The organism is Streptococcus timonensis (genome assembly GCF_047463455.1).
Lineage (GTDB): Bacteria > Bacillota > Bacilli > Lactobacillales > Streptococcaceae > Streptococcus > Streptococcus timonensis_B.
Map to the genome: position 1 here is coordinate 105,977 of NZ_JASHDV010000001.1, position 23,126 is coordinate 129,102.

Here is a 23,126-nt window from a genome sequence, read left to right on the forward strand (position 1 = left end):
TTTAAAGTGATAGTAAAACGATAGCATGAGTTTCTGAAAAGTTATGAAATATAGCTTAATTTCAAGTCTTGAACGGCTAGGAGAAACATGCTATACTAACTGTATGATTATTTTACAAGCTAATAAAATTGAACGCTCATTTGCAGGAGAAGTTTTATTTGATAATATCAATCTTCAAGTAGATGAAAGAGATCGTATCGCTCTCGTTGGAAAAAATGGATCAGGAAAGTCTACATTATTAAAAATATTGGTTGGAGAAGAAGAACCGACTAGTGGAGAAATAAATAAGAAAAAAGACATTTCTCTATCCTACTTAGCACAAGATAGTCGCTTTGAATCAGAAAATACTATCTATGACGAAATGTTACATGTCTTTGATGATTTACGTAGTACCGAAAAACAGCTTCGACAAATGGAACTAGAGATGGGTGAAAAGACAGGTGCAGATTTAGAAAATTTGATGTCTAATTATGACCGCTTGTCTGAGAGTTTCCGTCAGGCTGGGGGCTTTACTTATGAAGCGGACATTCGTGCTATTTTAAATGGTTTCAAGTTCGATGAATCTATGTGGCAGATGAAAATTGAGGAATTATCAGGTGGTCAAAATACACGTCTGGCACTAGCAAAAATGCTCCTAGAAAAACCCAATCTCTTAGTTTTAGATGAGCCAACTAACCACCTTGATATTGAAACCATTGCTTGGTTAGAAAACTATTTGGTAAATTACAGTGGTGCTTTAATTATCGTCAGCCATGACCGTTATTTCCTTGATAAAGTGGCTACCATCACTTTGGACTTAACTAAGCATTCTCTAGATAAGTATGTGGGAAATTACTCCTCTTTTGTTGAGCAGAAAGAACAAAAATTAGCAACAGAAGCTAAAAATTACGAAAAGCAGCAAAAAGAAATAGCTGCCCTAGAAGACTTTGTCAATCGCAATCTCGTTCGAGCATCGACAACTAAGCGTGCACAATCAAGACGTAAACAACTTGAGAAAATGGAGCGTTTGGACAAGCCTGAAACTGCTAAGAAATCAGCTAATATGACATTTCGCTCTGATAAAGTTTCAGGAAATGTAGTTTTGACGGTTGAAAATGCTGCTATAGGTTATGATGGGGAAATACTATCTGAGCCAATCAATCTCGATCTTCGTAAGTTGAATGCCATGGCAATTGTAGGTCCGAATGGTATTGGGAAGACAACCTTTATTAAGTCTATTGTGGATCAGATTCCATTTATCAAAGGAGAGAAGCGTTTTGGTGCCAATGTTGAGGTTGGTTACTATGATCAAACTCAAAGCGAACTAACACCAAGTAATAGTGTACTAGACGAACTCTGGAATGATTTTAAATTGACGCCAGAAGTGGAAATTCGAAACCGTTTAGGCGCCTTCCTTTTCTCAGGTGATGATGTTAAGAAATCAGTCGGTATGCTTTCAGGTGGAGAGAAAGCTCGCTTATTGCTGGCTAAACTCTCTATGGAAAATAATAACTTTTTGATATTGGACGAGCCGACAAACCACTTGGATATAGATAGTAAGGAAGTTTTAGAAAATGCACTGATTGACTTTGATGGGACTCTTCTATTTGTCAGCCATGACCGTTACTTTATCAATCGAGTAGCTACTCATGTTCTAGAATTGTCCGAAAATGGCTCAACCCTATATCTTGGAGATTATGATTACTATATCCAAAAGAAAGCAGAGCTAGCAGCTACTCAAGAGGTGCAATTAGGGGCTATCAATCAAGAGAAGGAAAGTTCTTCTCTTAATGATTATCAAGCTCAAAAAGAGAGTCAAAAAGAACTTCGGAAATTGATGCGACAAATTGAGAACTTGGAGACAGAAATCGAAGAGCTTGAAACTCAAGCCCAGGTTATTGCTGAACAAATGCACACTACCAATGATGCAGACGAGCTCATACAATTACAAGCAGAACTTGATAAAATTAGCCAGCGTCAGGAAGAAGCCATGCTAGAGTGGGAAGAATTATCGGAGCAGGTGTAGATATAAATAAAAAAGCAGTCATCATTCACTGCTTTTTCAATTATTAATAATATTCTATCTATAATCCACCCTGAGGGAATCGAACCCCCATCTCAAGAACCGGAATCTTACGTGATATCCATTACACTAAGAGTGGAAACTTCCCTCATTATATCAAAAAATATGGTGTAACTCAAGAGTCATCTAAAAGATGAAATATAACAATAAAAAAGGATTTAGACAAGATCTAAATCCTTTTAAATGTTTATTTTTTTTCAAGAAGTGCTTTGATTTCTTGAAGAACTTCCAATTCAGTTGGACCTGCTGGAGCTTCTTCAGCTTCTTCTTTCTTACCAAGGCTTTGAGCTTTTTCAATTCCTTTAACAACAAAGAAAAGAACAGTACCAATAACTACGAAGTTAATAACAGCACTCAAGAAACTTCCGTAAGCAACACCATTCCATGAAAGTTCAGCGATACGATCAACGTTCGCAGCTTTCAAAGCTGGGTTTAATAGAAGTGGAGTGATGATATCGTTAACGAATGAAGTTACGATAGCACCAAATGCAGTAGCGATGATCACACCGACAGCAAGGTCTACGACATTACCGCGGAGCAAAAATGCTTTAAGATCTTTTAACATTTTCTTTTTCCTTTCGAAATTTTATCAAATTTTTACAGACTACATTATATCGTAAATTTATATTAATTGCAAGAAAAGTGATTATTTCTTCTTAAATACAAAAAGCTTACTAAAAACGTAGTTGAGAACAACCATCGTAACTTGTGCAATGAAGATTTCAACTGTATTAATTGTATTAATATCATTTCCAACAAAGTAACCAATAATTTGTGGGAAGCTTGTCACAAAAATAAAAGTTAGTAGAAGATCTAATAAAAAGGTGATAAGTCTTGCAGAGGTGAATTTAATTAATCTATTAAACCAGTTTTTTCTTTCTTGCTTAAATACAAATGTGTCATTTGTAAAAAAGGCAAATAGAATTCCAGCAATATTCCCTAGAGCAGTCGCAACTAGCTCTTGCTGTGTTAGATAAAAGATGACGATGCGGACAAATATCGATACTACGGTAGTCGCAACTCCGAAAAATAGATAGGATAAAATCTCGTTATCAAAGAATTTTTTTATATATGTTTTCATAAGATTAGTATAGCATAAAGCTGATAAATGTGCTATACTTGTAAAGTTGACTTATTCAACCCTTGGTGCTTAGCTTCTTTCACCAAGCATATTACACGCGGCATAGCCGCTAAAGGAGAAAACATGAAAAAACTTACCGTTCGTGATATGGCAGATATTGCCATTGTCGCTGCTATCTATGTGGTCTTAACAATCACGCCACCGCTTAATGCTATCAGTTACGGTGCCTACCAGTTCCGTATCTCTGAAATGATGAATTTCCTAGCTTTTTACAATCCTAAGTATATCATTGGTGTTACGATTGGATGTATGATTGCTAATTTCTTTAGTTTTGGAGTTATCGATGTTGCTGTTGGTGGAGGCTCGACACTTGTTTTCCTAAGTCTAGGAGTATTGTTGTTTAGCAAATACAGCAAAGACTATCTATTTAATGGATTGATTCGAAAAGATCATTTCTTCTTTTCAATTCTATTCTCAATATCTATGGTAACAATTGCGGCTGAATTGTATCTTGTTGCTGAAGCTCCATTTTTCTTGACATGGTTCACTACAGGTATCGGAGAATTTGCTTCCTTAATCATCGGATCTATTATCATTGGAAAAATTGGTCAACGAATTGATTTGACTAGATAATTTTTAAACAATTAAGCAGTTGAACCTGGTTCAACTGTTTTTCTTTATATTTGAGGTTCTTTAGTAGATAAAGTGGTATAATAAAGAAAAATATAAGGGATTTTCTAGTATGTATAGTTGTAGTTTTTCAGTTTTTGAAACCATTTGGGAACACCAGATTATTAGATTTTTGTTAATTTTCTTAGCACTATTTTATTTCTATCTTTTTTTCCAAAGAGTTTCAACAGCCTTAAAAAGTGGTGGGAGTATGTTTGATCCTTTTCATATCGCAAAGGGAAGGTTATACATTCATGCTACTATTCTTTTTAGAAAAAGGATTGTTCCTTTAGCTGAAATTAGACAGATAGATATTGATTACCTTCGAGGGAGAAGAATGAATGGGGACAGGTATCATCTGTATTTTACAAGGAAAAATGGAAAATCTTTTACTTTTCATTTTGGGAAAAGCAAAAGAAACGAGGAGTTAGTGAAAAATCTTGCCAATGTGGCCAAGAAGTGCCATATTAAAATCCATCATTATTAAGAGTCAGTTGCTAAAATTGGATTGTTGTCACTTGTGAAGGTTGTCAAAGCAAAGTGATATTTTATTTTATGAGGAGTTTCGAGAGGTCGAATTTTCTCAGAACAATGAAGTTTATTCTCTTTCGCCCATAGCCTTTGCTAAAGATGGAAGTGGGGGAGAATATGTTATTCACTGAGGATGAGAGTATCGGATTTATAGGGAGTGAACGCCAAGTTGGGAGGGTGGCAGAAAGCCTTAGGGACCTGCTTGCCTTCTTACTTCATGCTGAATTTATCTCAGATTTTTCCTGTTGTTTGCTCTATCAAAACAAGCATTTGCTGTCACAATTCTGTAAAGGATTTATCGACAAAACACGAGAAAACTATCAGTCAAAAGGTGAAGATTGGGATAAAGTGAGAACTAGACTTGCACAAGAGTTGGGACTTGAATTTGATCCAGAAAAACTGCAAATGTTAGCCTTAAAATTTTATCAATCAGCCATAAGAACCCTTTTTTCACTTGTAAATATGGTCATGCTGAGGATGAATATGTTTGTGATTCTATTTTGTCCGATATTATCGGCTTGTGGGTTTCAGAACTTATTGGAATGAGTAGGGAATAAATTATGAACTTTGGCAACTAATAGCTAGATGGTAATGATTTTTCGCTGTAGCTTGGGTAAGAATTTCTAAAAAAGATGATGGGAAAATAAGGTCTGGAAAATTCTTTATTCTCTTAAAGTTTTTTATGTTATAATAGTAACAGAAAAATTTTTAGGAGTTTATATGAGTTCTTCAGAATTTATTTCAAAGATAGATTATTATTGTCATAAGAAAGAAAATCTATTTGACAATAGTAAGTTCAAATATGCCATTCGTTCCATGTTTGCAGGTGCTTTCTTAACCTTTAGTACAGCCGCTGGTGCTATCGGTGCTGATCTACTAAATAGCATTATTCCTAGTGCTGGCTATTTTCTTTTTCCCTTTGTGTTTGCTTGGGGACTGGTTTACATTGTATTTTTAAATGCTGAATTGGTCACATCAAACATGATGTACTTGACAGCTGGAACATTCTTGAAGAAGATCGATTGGAAGAAAGCCTTTATTATCCTACTCTATTGTGCTTTTTTCAACTTAGTTGGAGCTATCTTAGCAGGTTGGTGCTTTGCTAATTCATCTGCTTTTTCACATCTAACACACGACAGTTACCTACCCAAAATTGTAGCTAAGAAGTTAGCAAGACCTAGTGATTTAGTCTTGTTGGAGGGGATTCTGGCAAATATGTTTGTAAACATTGCCATTCTATCATCTATTTTGGTTAAGGATAGCGGTGCTAAGCTGTGGATTATCTTATCAGCTATTTCTATGTTTGTTTTCTTGTCAAATGAGCACATTGCAGCTAACTTTTCATCCTTTAGCATTATTAAATTTAGTATTGTAGCTGATCAGATTGCCAATTTTGATATTTCTAATATCATACGTCATTGGGGAGTTACCTTTGTTGCTAACTTAATAGGTGGTGGTTTCTTGATTGGATTACCATATGCCTTTTTAAATAAAAATGAAGAGACTTATGTAGACTAAAATTTATCAATTGAAGTGGGGAGAAATGCTAGGTTTCTCTCTTTTTATTTTAGTTAAAAATTATATTAATTATAATAAATAGCTCTAGAAGTTCAGGAATAGTTTTCAGAGATATTTGAAGTGTAAAAACTTAATACTACAAGGTTGTAAACGATTCTGATATTTTTAAAAAATATTAGGAATTGATTTAGGAAAGCCTTCCCATTGTATCGGTTTTATGTTATAATATTCACAAATAAAGTTTTAGGAGTTTATATGGTCTCATCAGAATTTATTTCAAAAATTGAATTTGCTTGTAAAAAGAAAGAAAGTCTTTATTCAAATAGCAAATTCAAGTATGCTATCCGTTCAATGTTTGCAGGTGCTTTCCTTACCTTCAGTACAGCAGCAGGAGCTGTTGGTGCTGACTTGATCAATAAGATTGCACCAGGTAGTGGACGCTTCCTTTTCCCGTTTGTTTTTGCTTGGGGATTGGCTTACATTGTCTTCTTGAATGCTGAATTGGTAACGTCAAACATGATGTTCTTAACAGCGGGTAGTTTTTTAAAAAAAATTAGCTGGAGAAAAACAGCTGAAATTCTTCTATATTGTACTTTCTTTAACTTAATCGGTGCGCTTATTGCTGGTTGGGGATTCGCACACTCAGCAGCTTACGCAAACTTAACACATGATAGCTTTATTTCTGGCGTTGTAGAAATGAAGTTAGCACGTTCGAATGAATTGGTATTACTTGAAGGTATTTTAGCGAATATCTTTGTAAACATTGCCATCCTTTCATTCGTTTTGGTTAAAGATGGTGGAGCGAAACTTTGGTTGGTTCTATCAGCCATTTACATGTTTGTATTCTTAACAAATGAGCACATCGCCGCAAACTTTGCATCATTTGCTATTGTGAAGTTCAGTGTTGCTGCTGATTCAATCGCAAACTTTGGTATTGTTAATATTCTTCGTCACTGGGGTGTAACCTTTATCGGTAACTTTATTGGTGGTGGTCTACTGATGGGATTACCTTACGCCTTCTTAAACAAAAACGAAGATACATATGTAGATTAAAAGTTGGATTCATTCCAACTTTTTCTTTTTGTTTTTCCATGCTATAATGAATGTAGAATAGATAAATATAGAGGAATAACATGAACGAGATTAAATGTCCCAATTGTGGCGAAGTATTTACAGTCAATGAAAGTCAATATGCAGAATTGATTTCTCAAGTTCGAACTGTAGAGTTTGACAAAGAATTACATGAGCGAATCCAGCAAGAATTGACGTTGGTGGAACAAAAGGCCTTGAATGAACAACAGGCAAAACTCGCTCAAAAAGACCAAGAAATTGCCCAGCTACAAAGTCAAATCCAAAATTTCGAAACTGAAAAAGAATTGGCTAAGAAGGAAGTAGAGCAAAGTGCTAGCCAAAGTCTATTAGAAAAAGAAAAAGAGGTCCAAGCTCTTGAGAATCAATTGGCTACCTTGCGCTTGGAGCATGAAAATCAACTACAAAAAACTCTTTCTGAGCTTGAAAAAGAACGCGACCAGGTCAAAAATCAGCTCCTTATACAAGAAAAAGAAAACGAGCTTTCTCTGATTTCAGTTAAGCAAAACTATGAAGCCCAGCTCAAGGCAGCTAGTGAGCAAGTTGAGTTTTACAAGAATTTCAAGGCACAACAATCTACAAAAGCTATTGGTGAAAGTCTAGAACAGTATGCAGAAAGCGAGTTTAATAAGGTTCGTAGTTTCGCATTTCCTAATGCCTATTTCGAAAAAGACAATAAGATTTCTGCGAGTGGTTCTAAAGGAGACTTCATCTTCCGTGATTTTGATGAAAATGGGCTGGAATTCATTTCCATCATGTTTGAGATGAAAAATGAAGCAGACGGAACTGAGAAGAAGCACAAGAATGCCGATTTTTACAAGGAGTTGGACAAGGACCGCCGTGAGAAAAACTGTGAATATGCTGTATTAGTATCGATGTTAGAAGCTGATAATGACTACTTTAACACAGGGATTGTGGATGTTAGTCATGAGTATGAGAAGATGTACGTCGTGCGTCCTCAATTCTTTATCCAACTGATCGGACTCTTGCGTAATGCGGCTCTTAACTCTCTAAAATACAAGCAGGAGTTAGCGCTTATTCGTGAACAAAATATTGATATTACTCATTTTGAAGAAGACTTGGATGCCTTTAAGATCGCCTTTGCTAAGAACTACAATTCAGCTTCTGTGAACTTCGGTAAGGCCATCGATGAAATTGACAAGGCCATCAAACGTATGGAAGAAGTCAAGAAATTCTTGACCACATCAGAAAATCAACTTCGTCTCGCTAACAACAAGCTAGATGATGTTTCTGTCAAAAAATTGACTCGGAAGAATCCAACCATGAAGGCAAAGTTTGAGGCGTTGAAGGGGGAATAAAATTTCCTGGAGAAAATAGGAATTTATATGAAAAGAGCTATAGAAATTATTAGAACATGGTCAGCTGATAAAATAGAATTAATTTTTATTAAAATTATATTTAAATATTTGCTGTATTTCTTAGTGTTTTCAACAGTAATTGTGTATATATATATTTTTAACCATTCATCGACCATTTACACAAAGGTATTAACAATACTTCTTGTCCTTCTTATATTGTTTATTCTTCTATCTAAAATATTACTAGATAAGACTTTAATTGATATTTTATTTGAAGATATCAATTTAACAAAGTATCAGAATATAGTGGCTAGAGCTGATGCAAATTCTTTAAATAGAAATGTTCAAGTTCTTCCAAAATATTTGGCAAATGCAAGAGTATCCTTTTATAGAGGACACTTCCAAGATAGTTTAGAATTGCTGAATAACATAAAAAATAGTAATCTAAAGAAATCCAAAAATCTGTACTATGTATTTAATATCAAGTATTATAGCATCCTAAACTTGCTTAATTTGAATGATTGTTTAGAATTAAAAGAATTGATGGTAGAAATTGAAGGACTAACAAGTAATGTTCAATCTCAAATTCTAAAATATCAGGAAGATATTTTGAGTTTAAAGGCTATTGTTGATATCTATTGTAATAAAATATCAAACGACTATTTCGATACCACAGAAGCCGAAAATAAGCTAGCTCGAATCATGTTCTCTTATTACGGAGCCCTCAATGCTCAGTTAAAAGGAGACGAAGATCGTGCCCGTAGTTTGTTTGAAAGCATAGCTCATGAAAATCCAGAGCTTTTCTATGTTCAGGAAGCGCAGAAATATTTAGAAGGAGAAAACTTAGGGAAGTAACATATGAAATTGATTGAAAAAATAGTTAGTAGGACGACAGAAAACACTCTGTTACAAATAGAGACTATTAGTCAACTTACTTCAATTATAGGATTAGTTTTAGGAGTGTTAGCATTATGCTTAAATACTAAAAATGATACAAAAATGTGGGCGATAATATTTATATCATTAATGTGGGTTGCTCTTATTTTAGTCTTATATTTACGATTTATTTCCAATAGAGTAATCTATTTAATGTTACATGAAGCTATCAATCTTGAACTGTATGAGACTATGTTCCAGGTTGAAGCAGAGAAATCTATCAAACCCTATAAAGCAACGTACCAAGAAAATTTCCATTTTGTTAAGGGTCAAGTCAGTTTCCTAAAAGGAGATTTTCAGTCAGCAAAAGAAAATCTAGCAAAGATTAATTTTAAAAAAATTTGGAAGAGATTAAGGGGAGACTTATTTCTAAGAACAAGCTCCAATCAATTGCTAGTTTCCATCCATCTTCAAGATGCGCAAGATATTGCTTTCTTTGAGGAACAATTGTCCAAGGCGCCAGATTTTAAAGGAGGCAAAGCTAAACTAGTCGCCCAATCTCAAGCCATAAAAGATATTGTTTATAATCAAAAAGTAACCGACTATTTTGATACAAATGAACCACAAAACAAACTAAAAAGAATCATGTTCTCTTATTATGGGGCCCTCAATGCTCAGTTAAAAGAAGACGAAGATCGTGCCCGTAGTTTGTTTGAAAGCATAGCTCATGAAAATCCAGAGCTTTTCTATGTACAGGAAGCGCAGAAATATTTAGAAGGAGAAAAGTGATGTCAGAACGTATGGCTTTACCTATGTAAAAGAACATAATAAGACTACGCGACAGTTAAAACAACCACTGAAATAGGTGTAAGAACGGTGGATCATGGAGAACAGGTACTAAAAGCGGGGAAAGTAGTAGTTGCTACTGTTTTTGTTGTGGGTGCTTTAATTTATGGTGTTACAGTTAGTGTATCTACATTTGGCTTTGGAGTCTCGATAGCGATTCCAGTAATAACAAGCGCTTTCTTATATTTGAGTTCTACGATGGAGGATAATGTTGAAAGAAATATTAAATAACTATTCGTTGAAAATATCTAGATTTGAAATTCCCCAATTATATAATTTGACAAAAATAGCATACATTTGCTTATTTCCTATAGTTTGTCTAGCCTTTATAGGCATGGTTGTTGAATTATTTAAAGGTGGGGAAATGAATTTTATGAAATTCATTTCTTATACGGTAGTATGTTTTGGGTTTGAGATATTGCTTTCATTAAACAATAAACTGGTTAAATTAGCTGTAGATAATATCTTTTTGACAGATATTAATTTCGACAAGCATATAAGTTATTATCGTTATGTGGCTGAACACTCAGCTAAGTCTCAACAAGTGTTCAATAATGCAAATTATTTACTTGCTATTGCACAATCGTTATACTACCAAGGAAAATTTGAAGAAACACTTGATAATTTGGAACGAATAAATTTTGAGGATAAAAATTTTAATAAGCAATTTGAGATTCAATTATCCACAACTTACTTTAATATTCTTTCTCTAATCTATGCTGATAAAACAGAAGAAATTTCGAACCAAATCAATATGTTAGCTACATTAAAAGTTCGAACAAATTCTCAGGTTACTAGGCAGACGAAGGCAATAAACATAATACAAGCTATAGAGGATCTTGTTTTAAATAAAATTTCAAACGACTACTTCGACACCACTGAACCAGAAAATAGATTAGCTCGAATCATGTTCTCTTATTACGGCGCCCTCAATGCTCAGTTAAAAGGAGATGAAGCTCGTGCTCGTAGTTTGTTTGAAAGCATAGCACATGAAAATCCAGAGCTTTTCTATGTACAGGAAGCGCAGAAATATATAGGAGCAGAGGAATAAGAGAGTAATATATGAAATTAGTAAAAAGAATAGTCAGTTCAGCTACGGAGGATGTCTTACTTAAAATAGAGACTATTAGTCAAATTAGCTCAATTATTACACTTGTTTTGGATGTGTTGGCTGTGTTTTTAATTTTCCAAAGTGATACGAAAAAGTGGGGAGTAATATTATTATTAGTAGTAGTACTAATTGCTAGTCTAGTTTTATACCTACGTTTTGTCCTAAACAAGGTTATTTATCTAATGTTAAACGATGCTATTAATCTTAAGCTCTATGTAGACATGTTCAGAGTACAATCAGAAAAATCTATTAAGCCCTTTAGGGCAACATACCAAGAGTATTACCAATTTATCCAAGGTCAAGTGGATTATCTAAAAGGAGATTTTCAAGCTGCCAAGGAAAATATGTCCAAGTATAATTTGAAAAAAATTTGGGGTAGATTAAGAGACTATACATTTTTAATATCAACCTATGAACTATTAAAAGTTTCCATCCATCTTCAAGATGCGCAAGATATTGCTTTCTTTGAGGAACAATTGTCCAAGGCACCAGATTCGAAAGGTGGTAAGGCTAAACTCGTTTCTCAAGCCCAAGCCATAAAAGATATTGTGTTCAATAAAGAAGCGAACGACTATTTCGACACTGCTGAACCAGAAAATAAATTAGCTCGAATCATGTTTTCTTATTACGGAGCCCTTAATGCTCAACTAAAAGGAGATGAAGCTCGTGCCCGTAGTTTGTTTGAAAGCATAGTCCATGAAAATCCAGAGCTTTTCTATGTACAGGAAGCGCAGAAATATTTAGGAGTCGAGAAATAAGAGAGTAACATATGAAATTGATTGAAAAAATAGTTAGTAGGGCGACAGAAAAAACTCTTCTACAACTCGATAGGACTATTCTAATTTGCTTATTTTTAGTCTTGGTTGTTGATGTGATGGCAGTATTTTTAGTATTTCAAAGTAATTTGGAAATATTGGGACTCATATTATTAGTTATTGACTTTTTAGCTCTCGTCTTTGTATTTTATTTAAGATTTATATCTAGCAAAATTGTTTATCTAATGTTAAACGATGCTATTAATCTTAAACTCTATGAAGACATGTTTAGTGTTCAATCTGAAAAATCTATTAAACCCTATAGAGCAACGTACCAAGAAAATTTCCATTTTGTTAAGGGTCAAGTCAGTTTCCTAAAAGGAGTTTTCCAATCTGCCAAGGAAAATTTTACAAAAATAAATTTAAAAAAAGTTTGGAAGAGATTTAGTACAGTCATATTCCTAAGATTAACTTATGGTCAATTGTTGGTGTCTATTCATCTTCAAGATGCACAAGCTATTGCTTTCTTTGAGGAACAATTGTCCAAGGCACCAGATTCGAAAGGTGGTAAGGCCAAACTCGTTGCTCAAACTCAAGCCATAAAAGATATTGTATTTAATCAAGAAGTGAACGACTACTTCGACACTACCGAACCAGAAAATAAGTTAGCTCGAATCATGTTCTCTTATTACGGAGCTCTCAATGCCCAATTAAAAGGAGATGAAGAACGTGCCCGTAGTTTGTTTGAAAGTATCGCCCATGAAAATCCAGAACTATTTTATGTGCAGGAAGCGAAGAAATATTTAGAAGGAGAAAACTGATGTCAGAACGTACCGCTCTACCGATTGTGAGTGTTGTTCGAGTGAGAGAAGGTGTGGAGCCTGTCATGATTGTTAATCATTGTCCAGTTACTGAAAAGCAGAGGCAAAAATGAAACTAGGACCATTTGGATTAAACTTATCAATAGGGGGGTAAAACATGGAAATACAATTAAAATTACGTGGAAACTCAGAAGGATTTATCCTTGAGTCAAAATTACCTGATGATGAACTTTGGACTGAAAGAATTGAAATCGTTCAAGAAGAGGAAGGTTATCGTCTATATGCAAAAGATGTAGAAATTCTTGTCTTGAAAGCATCAGAATACATTTCTAAAAGAAAAAGAATAGTCGCAAAAGGGTTAAATAAGGATTTGATTTATTTTGAAGAAGAAAGATTTGATCATTTATGGGAACAAGCATATTGGCATGGAGTTTTTCAATTCAATTTAAACAACTATGAAATGAAGTGTGTAGGTTCAGGTAGTAAAGGAGATATTCTACCTGTCACAAAAGATGGCATTCCGATTGCCGTTTATGCTGCAAGTAATATTGCAATTGCTGGAAAGAGAAACTTTTCTCTCTTTACTGAAAATATTAACGAAATTGACAGTTTACTGATGTTTTATATAGTTGATTATATTAGGGGATATGACTTTTTAGATATTGATTCTTTATCTGCAAGATATCGTTTCTTTTATCAATTCAGTGATCGCTCAGCTCTAACGAAGGAACATTTAGATATGCTTCCAGAGGGGAGAAGACCTTCCAAGTTAGAGGCGTTTATCATCTATTTTTTATCAGCTTTGCTTGTTGTGGTTGTCAGTTTGGTATCATTACGCTCTTGGTTCTTATTATTAGTAATTCTTCTGATACATTCTATTTATAATATCATAAAGAATTGGAGAAATAGAGGTGAATAGTAGGGTATTTACCTATGGATTGGTTATTGATGCTAAATAAAAAAATCTTAAAAAAGGTGCCAATAGCCTGATCAAAGGCATGAGAGGATGGTTTAAATGATACTGGAACGAATTAAAATAACTTTATTAACCACATGATGAGAAAGGAAATCATAAAGCAAACATGAACGGTATTATCAACTTAAAAAAAGAAGCGGGCATAACCTCGCATGATGCGGTTTTTAAACTTCGAAAAATTTTAGGAACTAAGAAGGTCGGTCACGGTGGTACCTTGGATCCTGATGTGGTCGGTGTTTTACCCATTGCGGTTGGTAAGGCAACTCGCATGGTAGAGTTCATGCAGGATGAGGGTAAGGTCTACGAGGGGGAAATTACCCTGGGCTATTCAACGACGACCGAGGATGCTAGTGGGGAAGTTGTCGCAAAGACTCCTGTATTATCTCCACTGGATGAAAAGCTTGTCGATGAAGCCATTGCTAGTCTGACAGGGCCTATCACCCAGATTCCACCAATGTACTCAGCTGTTAAGGTCAATGGTCGCAAGCTCTATGAGTATGCGCGTGCTGGTCAGGAAGTGGAGCGTCCAGAACGTCAGGTGACCATTTATACTTTTGAAAGAACCAGTCCGATTTCTTATGTGGACAAACTTGCGCGTTTTACCTTCCGTGTAAAATGTAGCAAGGGAACCTATATCCGTACCTTATCGGTTGACTTGGGAGAAAAACTTGGTTATGCGGCTCATATGTCACATTTGACACGGACAAGTGCTGCAGGTTTACGGCTAGAAGATTCCTTGACCTTGGAAGAAATTGCAGAAAAAGTAGAGGCTGGGCAACTGGACTTTCTCCATCCTCTAGAGATTGGGACAGGGGATTTAGTCAAGGTATATCTAACTTCAGAACAGGCAGCAGAAGTGAGGTTTGGGCGATTTATCGAGTTAGAGCAAACTGAGAAGGAGTTGGCAGCCTTTGAAGGCGAACAGTTACTAGCCATTCTAGAAAAAAGGGACAATCTCTACAAGCCAAGGAAGGTTTTCTCTTAATATTTATTGATATGTGATTCGATCTAAGGATAAGATGAGTCTTTCTCATCTTTTTTTTGATCTAAAACTATGATTGTTTGATACTAACTATATTATACGAATGTGAAAAAAGCTTGAAAACATGGTGATATTTGACAGTTTTGCTTGCTTATGATAATATTTAATTTAAAGAAATGCTAGAAAAATCAGAGGATATTATGAGTATTGAGATGACTGTCAGTGAGATTGCTGAGGTCTTGGGTTTATCTCGCCAAGCAATCAATAATCGTGTCAAGGAATTACCAGAAGAAGACACAACAAAAAATGACAAGGGAGTTACTGTTGTTACTCGCAGTGGCTTGATTAAGCTTGAAGAAATCTACAAAAAAACGATATTTGAAGATGAGCCGGTTAGTGATGAAGTCAAACAAAGAGAGTTGATGGAAATCCTGGTTGATGAGAAAAATTCTGAGATTATTCGTTTGTATGAGCAGTTAAAAGCTAAAGATAAGCAACTGTCTGAAAAAGATGAGCAGATACGAGTGAAAGATCGTCAAATTGCCGAGAAAGATAAGCAATTGGATCAACAACAACAGCTAACACTTCAAGCTATGAAAGATCAGGAAAATCTTCAGTTAGAATTAGAGCAAGCTAAGCAAGAAGTTCAAGCAACGAAGAAAGGCTTCTTTGCTCGCTTATTTGGAAAATAAGATAAAACTGCTTGGTTTATAGAAAAACCAGGTAGTTTCTTTTCTTTTACTAGCATAGAGTAGGAATATGATGTATGGAAAAATTACGAGAGTATATCTCCTTTGATTTAGAGTTTAATCAGCATGAAGGGGTAACACATCTGATACAGGTCTCGGCGGTACATTTCAAAGATGGTGAAGAAATCACTGCATTTGATTCATATGTTTACACCGAGGCTCCTTTAAAAAGCTTTATTAATGGATTGACTGGTATTACAGCTCAAGCACTAAAGGATGCACCAAGAGTTGAACAAGTCCTTGAAGATTTTCAGACTTTTATCGGGGATTTTTCAATTATTGGTTACAATGCCGCAAAGAGTGACCTACCAATTTTGAAAGAACATGGTTTTGATTACACAAGTCAATACATGGTTGATGTCTATAACGAAGCATTTGAACGTCGAAGTACAGACCTACATGGTATCTCAAATCTAAAGTTACAAACTGTAGCTAAATTTTTAGGTTATAGTGGTCAATCGCACAATAGTTTAGAAGATGCTAGAATGACTGCAAGAGTATACGAATCTTTTCTTGAGTTTGATGAAAGCAAACTTTTGTTAGAAGGACAGAGTAGTTTAAACTCTAACCCTTTTAGTGGTTTAGACTTATCACAGTTTCTAAAATAGGAGGGCTTATGGAACCTGAAAAACCTAAAAAACTTGGTTTTAAGAGGGTTTACCTTAATCTTGATAAAATCCTCTTTCTATTCTTTTTAATATTTATGATAGTTGAGTATCTGTGGTTACCGCTCAATTCTTTATTGGCAGGACTTTTACTCAGCCAGACAGGGTATTTGTTTATCTCCTACAACAATATATTGGAGATTATCTTGCATTCCCCATTAGTCAGCCTGGGATTCTTACTATTAATCGTCCTTAATTTCCTGGTTGCATATTTTCAACTCTGTCTCCTATTTATTGGGGCGCGCCATCTACTTTATCATGAAAAACGTACTCTAATTGAATATACTCGTAAGGTTTTTCGAGAAAGCTATAATTTCATGAAGCATTTGACTGTTTCGAAAGCTATATTTATCTTTTTTTACGTTGCTATGCTTTTCCCTTTTATTAGGAAAATTTTTAGAATATATTATCTAAACAAGATTGTGATCCCAGAATTTGTTCAGAATTACATGGAAGAAGAGTATTTACTCTTATGGATTATCATTTTATTGTTATCAATCATTTTCTTTTATATTTCAGTAAGATTGATGTTTGCTCTACCAAAGGTATTCTATGACAAATTTACTGTTAAAGAAGCAGTAAAATATAGTTTGGATAAAACAAGAAATCATTTTCGTTTTTATGCATGGCATTTATTTATTATTCTTCTGAAAATGAATCTTTTCTTTTATCTAACATTGATTCCCTTGCTTTTTGCTCAGTATCTTGTGGATAATCTTACTCAAAGGGAGTCACTGGTTCTGGCTATTTTCAATTTTGTTTTAATTAAAAATGCCCACTATATGGCATTAACTTATTTCTTAATTAAGTTTATATCTTTCTTAACAGGTGAAGAGCTTGATATGATTCCAAGGCGAGAGAAAGACCACATCATGAGGTGGGGAGTGATGATATGTGCTGCGATCATTTTTGCTATAGAAGGTTATAATTATCTTGAAGCACCAGTCGCTCACCCTCCAAAAGTTATTTCCCATCGAGGAGTTTCAAATGAAAACGGGGTACAAAATACCGTAGAATCTTTGGAACAAACTGCTCAACTGAAACCGGATCTTGTTGAAATGGATGTTCAGGAAACGAAAGATGGTCAGTTTGTTATGATGCATGATGCTAGCTTAAGAAATCTTGCTGGACTAAATACGACACCACAAGACTTGACTTTGGATGAATTAACTAAAATTCAAATATCAGAGCATGGATTTCAAGCTAAGATTGCAAGTTTTGATGAGTATCTAAATCGTGCTAATGAGTTAAACCAAAAACTACTCATTGAAATCAAAACAAGTAAAAAAGATAGTGCGGAAATGATGGACCATTTCCTTGAAAAGTATGGTGCTAAGATTAAGGTGTACGGACATCAGATGCAATCGCTTGATTATCATGTTGTGGAGAAGGTTAGACAATACGATAAAGAAATTCCAGTTTACTTTATCATGCCTTATAATTCAGTATTCCCAAGGACAACAGCTACAGGTTATACCATGGAGTATTCTACGTTGGATGAGTATTTTGTTACTAAACTATGGAATACAGATCAGAAGCTTTATGTATGGACAGTTAATAGTTCTGAAGCTTTTAATAAATCCCTCCACTTAGGAGTAGATGGTATGATTACGGATGATTTAGAAATGATACAAGAAGAACTGGAAACTGCAAAAGAAGATCCTGAATACACGGATTTACTTCTTAAGAAAGCTCTGGAATTCTTTACTTTTTAAAAATAAAAAAAGAGGCTAAATTCAGCCTCTTTTTATGTTAAAAAGGTAGTTTTCCTGCAAAAGCCCCAAGTTTTTGCTTAGTGGTTTCATCGATTTGCTCAATAGCAGCATTGAGTGCTTGCACAGTCATATCTGATAGAGTTTCGATGTCTTCTGGATCAACTACAGCCGGATCAAAGTCTATTTTTACAACTTTCTTATCTCCAGTTAAAGTAGCAGTTACCAAGTTTTGAGCAGAAGTCCCAACAAATTCTGTTGCAGCAAGTTCAGCCTGACTTTGCTCCATTTGTTTTTGTAGTTTTTGAGCTTGACGCATCATGTTTTGCATATTCATCATAATGTTTTAAATTTCCTTTTTTATATTATTTCTATCTTATTTTATCAATTTTAGTTTTAAAAGTCTAATAATAGTCTATCTGTTCAAACATTAAATTTTCTGACAATTATATTGAAAAATGAGAAAAAGGATGTTATAATGAAACGAAAATAAAATGGGTTTCCCATGATTTAATAGGAGCATCTAATGAAAAAACTTGGTTTTGTAGTTTTGTCATCAGCTTTATTATTGTCTGCTTGTGCAGTTCGTTTTGAACAATCTTCTAATACAAATGAATCAACTACAGTTGCTAAATTAACAGATGATAAGCAAAAATTATTGGACAAGGCAACTAGTGATTATAAAGTATTTGTGGAAGGCCAGATAGATAAGTTATTGACAGATACAGAAGGTTTTGTTCAACTCTTAAAAGATGGTAAGCTTGAAGAAGCTAAAAAAGCATATCCTTTAATTCGTATGTCTTATGAGCGCTCAGAACCAATTGCAGAAAGCTTTGGTGAGTCTGATGTTAAGATTGACTTTCGCTTAGCTGACTATTTAGATGAAAATAAGACAGAAGAAGGTTGGTCTGGTTTCCACCGTATCGAACGTATTCTTTGGGAAGAAAATACAACTAAAGGTACTGAAGTATATGGCGACCAATTAGTAAATGATATTAAGGAATTAAAGGCTAAAATTGCTACTGTGGATGTAGATTACAAAATTATGTTGACAGGTGCCGTTGATCTTCTAAATGAAGTTGCGACAAGCAAAATTACTGGTGAAGAGGAAATCTATTCTCATACAGACCTATACGATTTCCGTGCTAATATCGAAGGGGCTGAAAAGATTTTCCAACTTTTTAAACCTTTGCTTGAAAAATCTGATGCAGCTCTGGTTAAAGAGTTAGAGGAAGATTTTAAATCTGTTAATAGTTTGTTAGATAAACACATGACTGATAAAGAGCATTATAAACTCTATACAGATTTAACAAAAGAAGACACTAAAGAATTATCTGAGGCAGTAACTAAACTTGGAGAACCTTTGTCACAAATGGGTAAATTTCTAGGTGGAGAATAAGTAGGATGACAAATAAAGACGAAAAGTTTTTTGACAAAAAAATGGACCGTCGAGAATTCTTAAAAAAAGCAGGTATCGGAGGAGCTGGTCTAGCACTAGGGATCTCTGGTGCTTCTGCTTTTTTCGCACCTAAGTTAGATGGTCAGGAAAAAATCTCGTACGGTGACGAAAAAATAGCCTTTTATGGCAAACATCAGGCAGGTATTACAACTGCCATGCAGAAAAACGTCTATTTTGTTGTTTTGGATTTGCATACAAATGACAAAGAGAAAATTATTCAGCTATTTAAAGATTGGACAGATTATAGTGCCAAACTTGTAGATGGTGATTTAGTTAAAAAAGACGGTGGCAACACTCTTTTACCACCGAGCGATACTGGAGAAACTGTTGGGTTAAATCCGCATCGTTTAACTCTCACTTTTGGTGTTTCAACTAGTTTCTTAGAAAAAATGAAACTAGAGAACAAACGTCCAAAACTATTCAGAGATATGCCACCCTTTCCTAAAGAGCAGTTACGCGAAAAGTATACTGGTGGAGATATCGTAATTCAGGCTTGTGCAGATGACGAACAGGTTGCTTTTCACGCTATTCGTAACCTTATCCGCAAGGGTAGAAATGCTGTTACTCTTCGTTGGAGTCAATCTGGTTTTGCCGCTATTGGTAACCGTATGGAAACACCTCGTAATCTCTTTGGATTCAAGGATGGAACAGCAAATGTCACTACTGAAAAAGAATTTGACAGTGTTGTTTGGGCTGATAGCAAGGATTGGATGGAAAATGGTTCCTACATGGCAGTTCGAAGAATCCAAATGTTTCTAGATACTTGGGATCGAACCAATCTGGAAGAACAAGAAAATACCTTTGGTCGTTACAAAGAAAGTGGAGCTCCATTTGGTAAGAAACATGAATTTGATGAAGTTGATTTAAGTCTTCTTCCTGATGATTCTCACGTTCGTTTAGCTAAAGAAGTCAATAAACCTCTTTTACGTCGATCTTATTCATATTCTGATGGAATTGATGAAAAAACTGGCCAGTTCGATACAGGATTGCTCTTTATCTCTTTCCAAAAGGATCCAGATAGTTTTGTTAAAGTTCAAACGAATCTTGGTGCTATGGACAAAATGAATGAGTATGTGACCCATATTGGTAGTGGCCTTTTTGCTTGCTTTGGTGGGGTTGAGAAGGGAGGTTACATTGGGCAGAAACTATTTGAATCTTAAATATATCATTCTTTTCCTAGCTTTCTTTTCACTTCTAGTTATACCTGTTGGTGCTAAAGAAAATTTAAGTCCCTATTTTGTAAAAATCACTGATGCAACAAAGGCTGTTAAAGAAGGTAAGCAAGATGAGGCTCGAAAGCTGGTTTCTGAAATTTCCAATGAATTCGATAAGATTGACAATGCTAATTCTGAAGCGGGACAGCAAGTCAAAGAGAAACTAGTTCTATCAGGTCAAATAACAGAAGAACAGTTGACCCAGATTTCTTCAGCTCTTTTACTATTTGAGAAAGAGCAAAATCCAGTAGATTTAGATGCAGAAAAATCAAAGCTTGTAAGTCGATTAGAGCCTCGCTTTGATGATTTAGATAAGGCAATTGCTTCTCAGGATTTGGAAGCAGTAAGAGAAGCCTATAAAAAAATGAATTCAACATGGACCATTAATGAAGCTGTGGTTCGTGACTATAGTACTGCCCATTATGGAAAAGTTGAAACAGCCATTTCTTTTTTACGTAGTAGTATCGAAACAGAACCAACAAACTATGATAGTATTCAATCATCGTTTGATGATTTGAAAACAGCTATTTCAAATTTCGTAGATGGAAAAGATGTTGAAACTACTTTAACAAATCTGACGCTGAAGGATGGGATAGATCTTTTAAAGAAGGCTTTGACCCAATTTCAAGCTGGTCAAGATAGTGAAGCAGCTGCAACCATGAAGGAGTTTATTACTATTTGGCCCACCATCGAGGGTTCTGTAAGTACATCCAATCCTTCGCTTTATACCAAGGTTGAGAGTGAAAGTCCTGTCATCATGGTTAAAGGACAGGAACAAGCTTATCAGGAAAAACTTTCTAGTTTGATTTCAGAGCTATCTCAAATTGACACGACTGCTTCTTATACCGCATTTGATGCTATGTTAATCTTACTTCGTGAAGGAATTGAAGCTCTCTTGATAGTAATGGCGCTTGTTACAACTTTGAAAGCTTCTAAATTACGTAAAGGACTCAAGTGGGTATATAGTGGCGCATTAGCAGGCGTATTAGCTAGTCTATGTATTGCAATTATTTTACAATTAGCTTTTCCAGCAGTTACTTCGGGAACCAATCGAGAAATTATCGAAGGTGCAGTAGGGATTTTCGCGGTTGCTATGATGATCCTTATAGGGATTTGGCTACACGGGAAATCTTCTGTAAAGAAATGGAATAGCTTTATGGATTCACAAATGCAAATGGTGACCAAGACAGGATCCTTTATCTCTATGTTTGCTCTTAGTTTTCTAGCAGTATTTCGTGAAGGGGCTGAAACCATTCTCTTTTATGTGGGAATTTTACCGAGGATTTCTAGTTTTGACTTTGTTTTAGGTATATCTTTAGCTCTTTTGGTTTTAGTAGTTCTTGCCTTTGCCATAAATAAAGCAAGTCAGTTTTTCCTTCCTCATAAAGTTTTCTTTGTCTTAACTTGGATGATTTATGCCTTGGCCTTCAAGATGTTAGGCGTCAGCATTCATGCATTACAATTGACAAACATGATTTCAAATCATATTGTACCTAGTTTGCCGACAATTGACTTATTAGGTTTTTATCCAAGTTGGGAAGTAATAGGTGCTCAAATCGTATTCTTAATAGTCATAGTTCTTGTAACATTTAAGCATGGTGAAAGTTAATGGATAAAAAGGAATTGACAATTATTGAACATTTGGTAGAATTTAGAAAGAGATTACTAGCAGTCGCCATTTGTTTCTCGCTAGTATTTTGTCTTTCACTATTATTTGCAGATCAGGTCTATCAGTATGTAACTCAAGGTTTTAGTCAAAAATTAATCGTGCTTGGACCAAATGATATCCTATGGATTTATTTGCGCTTAGCCAGTTTAATGGCTTTTAGTCTTACCTTACCCTACACTGTTTATCAAGTATGGTGCTTTGTAAGACCTGCTCTTAAAACTGAAGAAGCAGGAGCCATTTTTGTTTATATCCCCGCGACTTTTATTTGTTTTGTTTTAGGATTGGCTTTTGGTTTTTACTTTGTAACACCATCCTTGCTACAGGTCTTACTGGGATTGGGTGAAAATTTATTTGACACTCAGTTAACTGCGCAAAACTATTTAGATTTTGTATTTCAAACAACCCTGCCATTAGCATTGATTTTTGAATTGCCTGTTATCATTGCCTTTTTAACCTCAATAGGTTTAATTGGGCCAGGGCTACTTGTTTCCTATAGGCGTTATGCTTATTTCATCTTATTGGTATTAGCGGTTATATTGACACCTGCAGATTTTATTAGTGACTTAGCAATGACTGTTCCTTTAATTCTTTTGTATGAGGTCAGTATTGTAATTAGTAAATGGATTATAAAAAGAAAGGGAGAAGAAAATGGGAATCTTACGTGATATTGGGGCACCAGGATTAATTATAATCATCCTCGGAGCACTTTTGATTTTAGGGCCAAAACGCTTGCCTGAATTAGGTGAAGCGGTAGGTAAAATGCTATCAGAATTTAAAAAAGCTATCAAAGGTATTAGCGACGAAGAAGATAAATAAGGTTTAATCTATAAAGAAAGTGTAGAGAAATTTCATTTGGACCCATGTCCGATGTGTTCTCTACGCTTTTTACTTTCGATAAATACGTCTTTAAGTTTTCTTTAAGCTTTGTATATTATTCTGAAGAACTCTACATTTAGAGGATAAGAATATTCTATTTATACTTTTTTTACAGAGTTTTCTTGCTGAAAACAACTGGTATTTGT

The 23,126-nt window shown here is 34.9% G+C and carries 24 protein-coding genes, 1 tRNA gene, 1 pseudogene and 1 riboswitch; of the genes and pseudogenes, 22 read left to right on the plus strand and 4 right to left on the minus strand.

Annotated elements, in window-relative coordinates; all coding sequences use genetic code 11:
• The first annotated feature begins 103 nt into the window (after positions 1-103).
• Entirely contained in the window at positions 104-2,005 is a 1,902-nt protein-coding gene (gene abc-f, locus QM847_RS00535; RefSeq protein ID WP_414353749.1) for a ribosomal protection-like ABC-F family protein, read from the plus strand.
• Positions 2,006-2,069: 64 nt separating this feature from the next.
• On the opposite strand, the gene QM847_RS00540 is transcribed toward abc-f, so the two are convergent.
• From QM847_RS00540 to QM847_RS00550, 3 genes are all read right to left on the minus strand, one after another.
• Positions 2,070-2,141 (minus strand) — tRNA-Arg (locus QM847_RS00540).
• 108 nt (positions 2,142-2,249) lie between these two features.
• On the minus strand, positions 2,250-2,627 hold the full coding sequence (gene mscL / locus QM847_RS00545) for a large conductance mechanosensitive channel protein MscL (RefSeq protein WP_269796824.1): 378 nt from the start codon (positions 2,625-2,627) through the stop codon (positions 2,250-2,252).
• Between the two features lie 81 nt (positions 2,628-2,708).
• Positions 2,709-3,143: a GtrA family protein gene (locus QM847_RS00550; RefSeq protein WP_006148438.1), complete on the minus strand. Its 435-nt coding sequence runs from the start codon at positions 3,141-3,143 to the stop codon at positions 2,709-2,711.
• A gap of 28 nt (positions 3,144-3,171) precedes the next feature.
• Positions 3,172-3,269, plus strand: a riboswitch (PreQ1 riboswitch).
• Between QM847_RS00550 and QM847_RS00555 the strand changes: the two genes are divergently transcribed.
• The 16 genes and pseudogenes from QM847_RS00555 (at position 3,267) to QM847_RS00630 (ending at position 17,765) form a co-directional block, all read left to right on the plus strand.
• Complete coding sequence (locus QM847_RS00555) at positions 3,267-3,776, plus strand: QueT transporter family protein (RefSeq protein ID WP_414353231.1); 510 nt, start codon at positions 3,267-3,269, stop codon at positions 3,774-3,776. It overlaps the preceding riboswitch by 3 nt.
• A gap of 563 nt (positions 3,777-4,339) precedes the next feature.
• Positions 4,340-4,900 (plus strand): annotated as a pseudogene (locus tag QM847_RS00560) (hypothetical protein).
• A gap of 163 nt (positions 4,901-5,063) precedes the next feature.
• A complete protein-coding gene (locus QM847_RS00565; RefSeq protein WP_414353232.1) occupies positions 5,064-5,861 on the plus strand; it encodes a formate/nitrite transporter family protein in 798 nt (265 codons plus the stop codon).
• Positions 5,862-6,116: 255 nt separating this feature from the next.
• Entirely contained in the window at positions 6,117-6,914 is a 798-nt protein-coding gene (locus QM847_RS00570) for a formate/nitrite transporter family protein (RefSeq protein WP_414353233.1), read from the plus strand.
• An 80-nt stretch (positions 6,915-6,994) separates the two neighbouring features.
• Positions 6,995-8,269, plus strand: coding sequence for a DUF2130 domain-containing protein (locus tag QM847_RS00575; RefSeq protein ID WP_414353234.1), 1,275 nt, complete (start codon positions 6,995-6,997; stop codon positions 8,267-8,269).
• Positions 8,270-8,296: 27 nt separating this feature from the next.
• Complete coding sequence (locus QM847_RS00580; protein WP_414353235.1) at positions 8,297-9,124, plus strand: hypothetical protein; 828 nt, start codon at positions 8,297-8,299, stop codon at positions 9,122-9,124.
• 3 nt (positions 9,125-9,127) lie between these two features.
• Positions 9,128-9,934, plus strand: coding sequence for a hypothetical protein (locus QM847_RS00585; protein WP_414353236.1), 807 nt, complete (start codon positions 9,128-9,130; stop codon positions 9,932-9,934).
• Positions 9,935-10,021: 87 nt separating this feature from the next.
• Entirely contained in the window at positions 10,022-10,222 is a 201-nt protein-coding gene (locus tag QM847_RS00590) for a hypothetical protein (protein ID WP_414353237.1), read from the plus strand.
• Entirely contained in the window at positions 10,200-11,042 is an 843-nt protein-coding gene (locus QM847_RS00595) for a hypothetical protein (RefSeq protein WP_414353238.1), read from the plus strand. The genes QM847_RS00590 and QM847_RS00595 overlap by 23 nt, the downstream gene beginning before the upstream one ends.
• Before the next feature lie 11 nt (positions 11,043-11,053).
• Positions 11,054-11,860 (plus strand): hypothetical protein, encoded by an 807-nt coding sequence (locus QM847_RS00600; RefSeq protein WP_414353239.1) that lies wholly within the window; start codon positions 11,054-11,056, stop codon positions 11,858-11,860.
• Positions 11,861-11,871: 11 nt separating this feature from the next.
• Positions 11,872-12,678: a hypothetical protein gene (locus QM847_RS00605; protein ID WP_414353240.1), complete on the plus strand. Its 807-nt coding sequence runs from the start codon at positions 11,872-11,874 to the stop codon at positions 12,676-12,678.
• Between the two features lie 157 nt (positions 12,679-12,835).
• Entirely contained in the window at positions 12,836-13,597 is a 762-nt protein-coding gene (locus QM847_RS00610; RefSeq protein WP_414353241.1) for a hypothetical protein, read from the plus strand.
• 163 nt (positions 13,598-13,760) lie between these two features.
• Entirely contained in the window at positions 13,761-14,639 is an 879-nt protein-coding gene (gene truB / locus QM847_RS00615) for a tRNA pseudouridine(55) synthase TruB (protein WP_414353242.1), read from the plus strand.
• Between the two features lie 197 nt (positions 14,640-14,836).
• Positions 14,837-15,328 carry a MarR family transcriptional regulator gene (locus tag QM847_RS00620; protein ID WP_075568071.1) on the plus strand — a complete coding sequence of 164 codons (492 nt, stop codon included), beginning with the start codon at positions 14,837-14,839 and terminating at the stop codon, positions 15,326-15,328.
• Between the two features lie 74 nt (positions 15,329-15,402).
• Entirely contained in the window at positions 15,403-15,993 is a 591-nt protein-coding gene (locus tag QM847_RS00625; RefSeq protein WP_414353243.1) for a 3'-5' exonuclease, read from the plus strand.
• A gap of 8 nt (positions 15,994-16,001) precedes the next feature.
• Complete coding sequence (locus tag QM847_RS00630; RefSeq protein ID WP_269796834.1) at positions 16,002-17,765, plus strand: glycerophosphodiester phosphodiesterase; 1,764 nt, start codon at positions 16,002-16,004, stop codon at positions 17,763-17,765.
• 37 nt (positions 17,766-17,802) lie between these two features.
• Here QM847_RS00630 and QM847_RS00635 read toward each other — a convergent pair whose 3' ends face one another.
• Positions 17,803-18,102 (minus strand): YbaB/EbfC family nucleoid-associated protein, encoded by a 300-nt coding sequence (locus QM847_RS00635; RefSeq protein ID WP_269796835.1) that lies wholly within the window; start codon positions 18,100-18,102, stop codon positions 17,803-17,805.
• A gap of 186 nt (positions 18,103-18,288) precedes the next feature.
• Here QM847_RS00635 and efeO point away from each other — a divergent pair, with 186 nt between their 5' ends.
• The 5 genes from efeO to QM847_RS00660 are packed head-to-tail and all read left to right on the plus strand — an operon-like array spanning position 18,289 to position 22,920.
• A complete protein-coding gene (efeO, locus tag QM847_RS00640) occupies positions 18,289-19,161 on the plus strand; it encodes an iron uptake system protein EfeO (RefSeq protein ID WP_414353245.1) in 873 nt (290 codons plus the stop codon).
• A gap of 5 nt (positions 19,162-19,166) precedes the next feature.
• Positions 19,167-20,381 carry an iron uptake transporter deferrochelatase/peroxidase subunit gene (gene efeB, locus QM847_RS00645; RefSeq protein ID WP_414353246.1) on the plus strand — a complete coding sequence of 405 codons (1,215 nt, stop codon included), beginning with the start codon at positions 19,167-19,169 and terminating at the stop codon, positions 20,379-20,381.
• Entirely contained in the window at positions 20,356-22,044 is a 1,689-nt protein-coding gene (locus QM847_RS00650; RefSeq protein ID WP_414353247.1) for an FTR1 family iron permease, read from the plus strand. The genes efeB and QM847_RS00650 overlap by 26 nt, the downstream gene beginning before the upstream one ends.
• Positions 22,044-22,769: a twin-arginine translocase subunit TatC gene (tatC, locus tag QM847_RS00655; protein ID WP_414353248.1), complete on the plus strand. Its 726-nt coding sequence runs from the start codon at positions 22,044-22,046 to the stop codon at positions 22,767-22,769. The genes QM847_RS00650 and tatC overlap by 1 nt, the downstream gene beginning before the upstream one ends.
• Entirely contained in the window at positions 22,753-22,920 is a 168-nt protein-coding gene (locus tag QM847_RS00660) for a twin-arginine translocase TatA/TatE family subunit (RefSeq protein ID WP_269796840.1), read from the plus strand. Before tatC ends, QM847_RS00660 begins: the two co-directional genes overlap by 17 nt.
• Positions 22,921-23,126 lie beyond the last annotated feature (206 nt).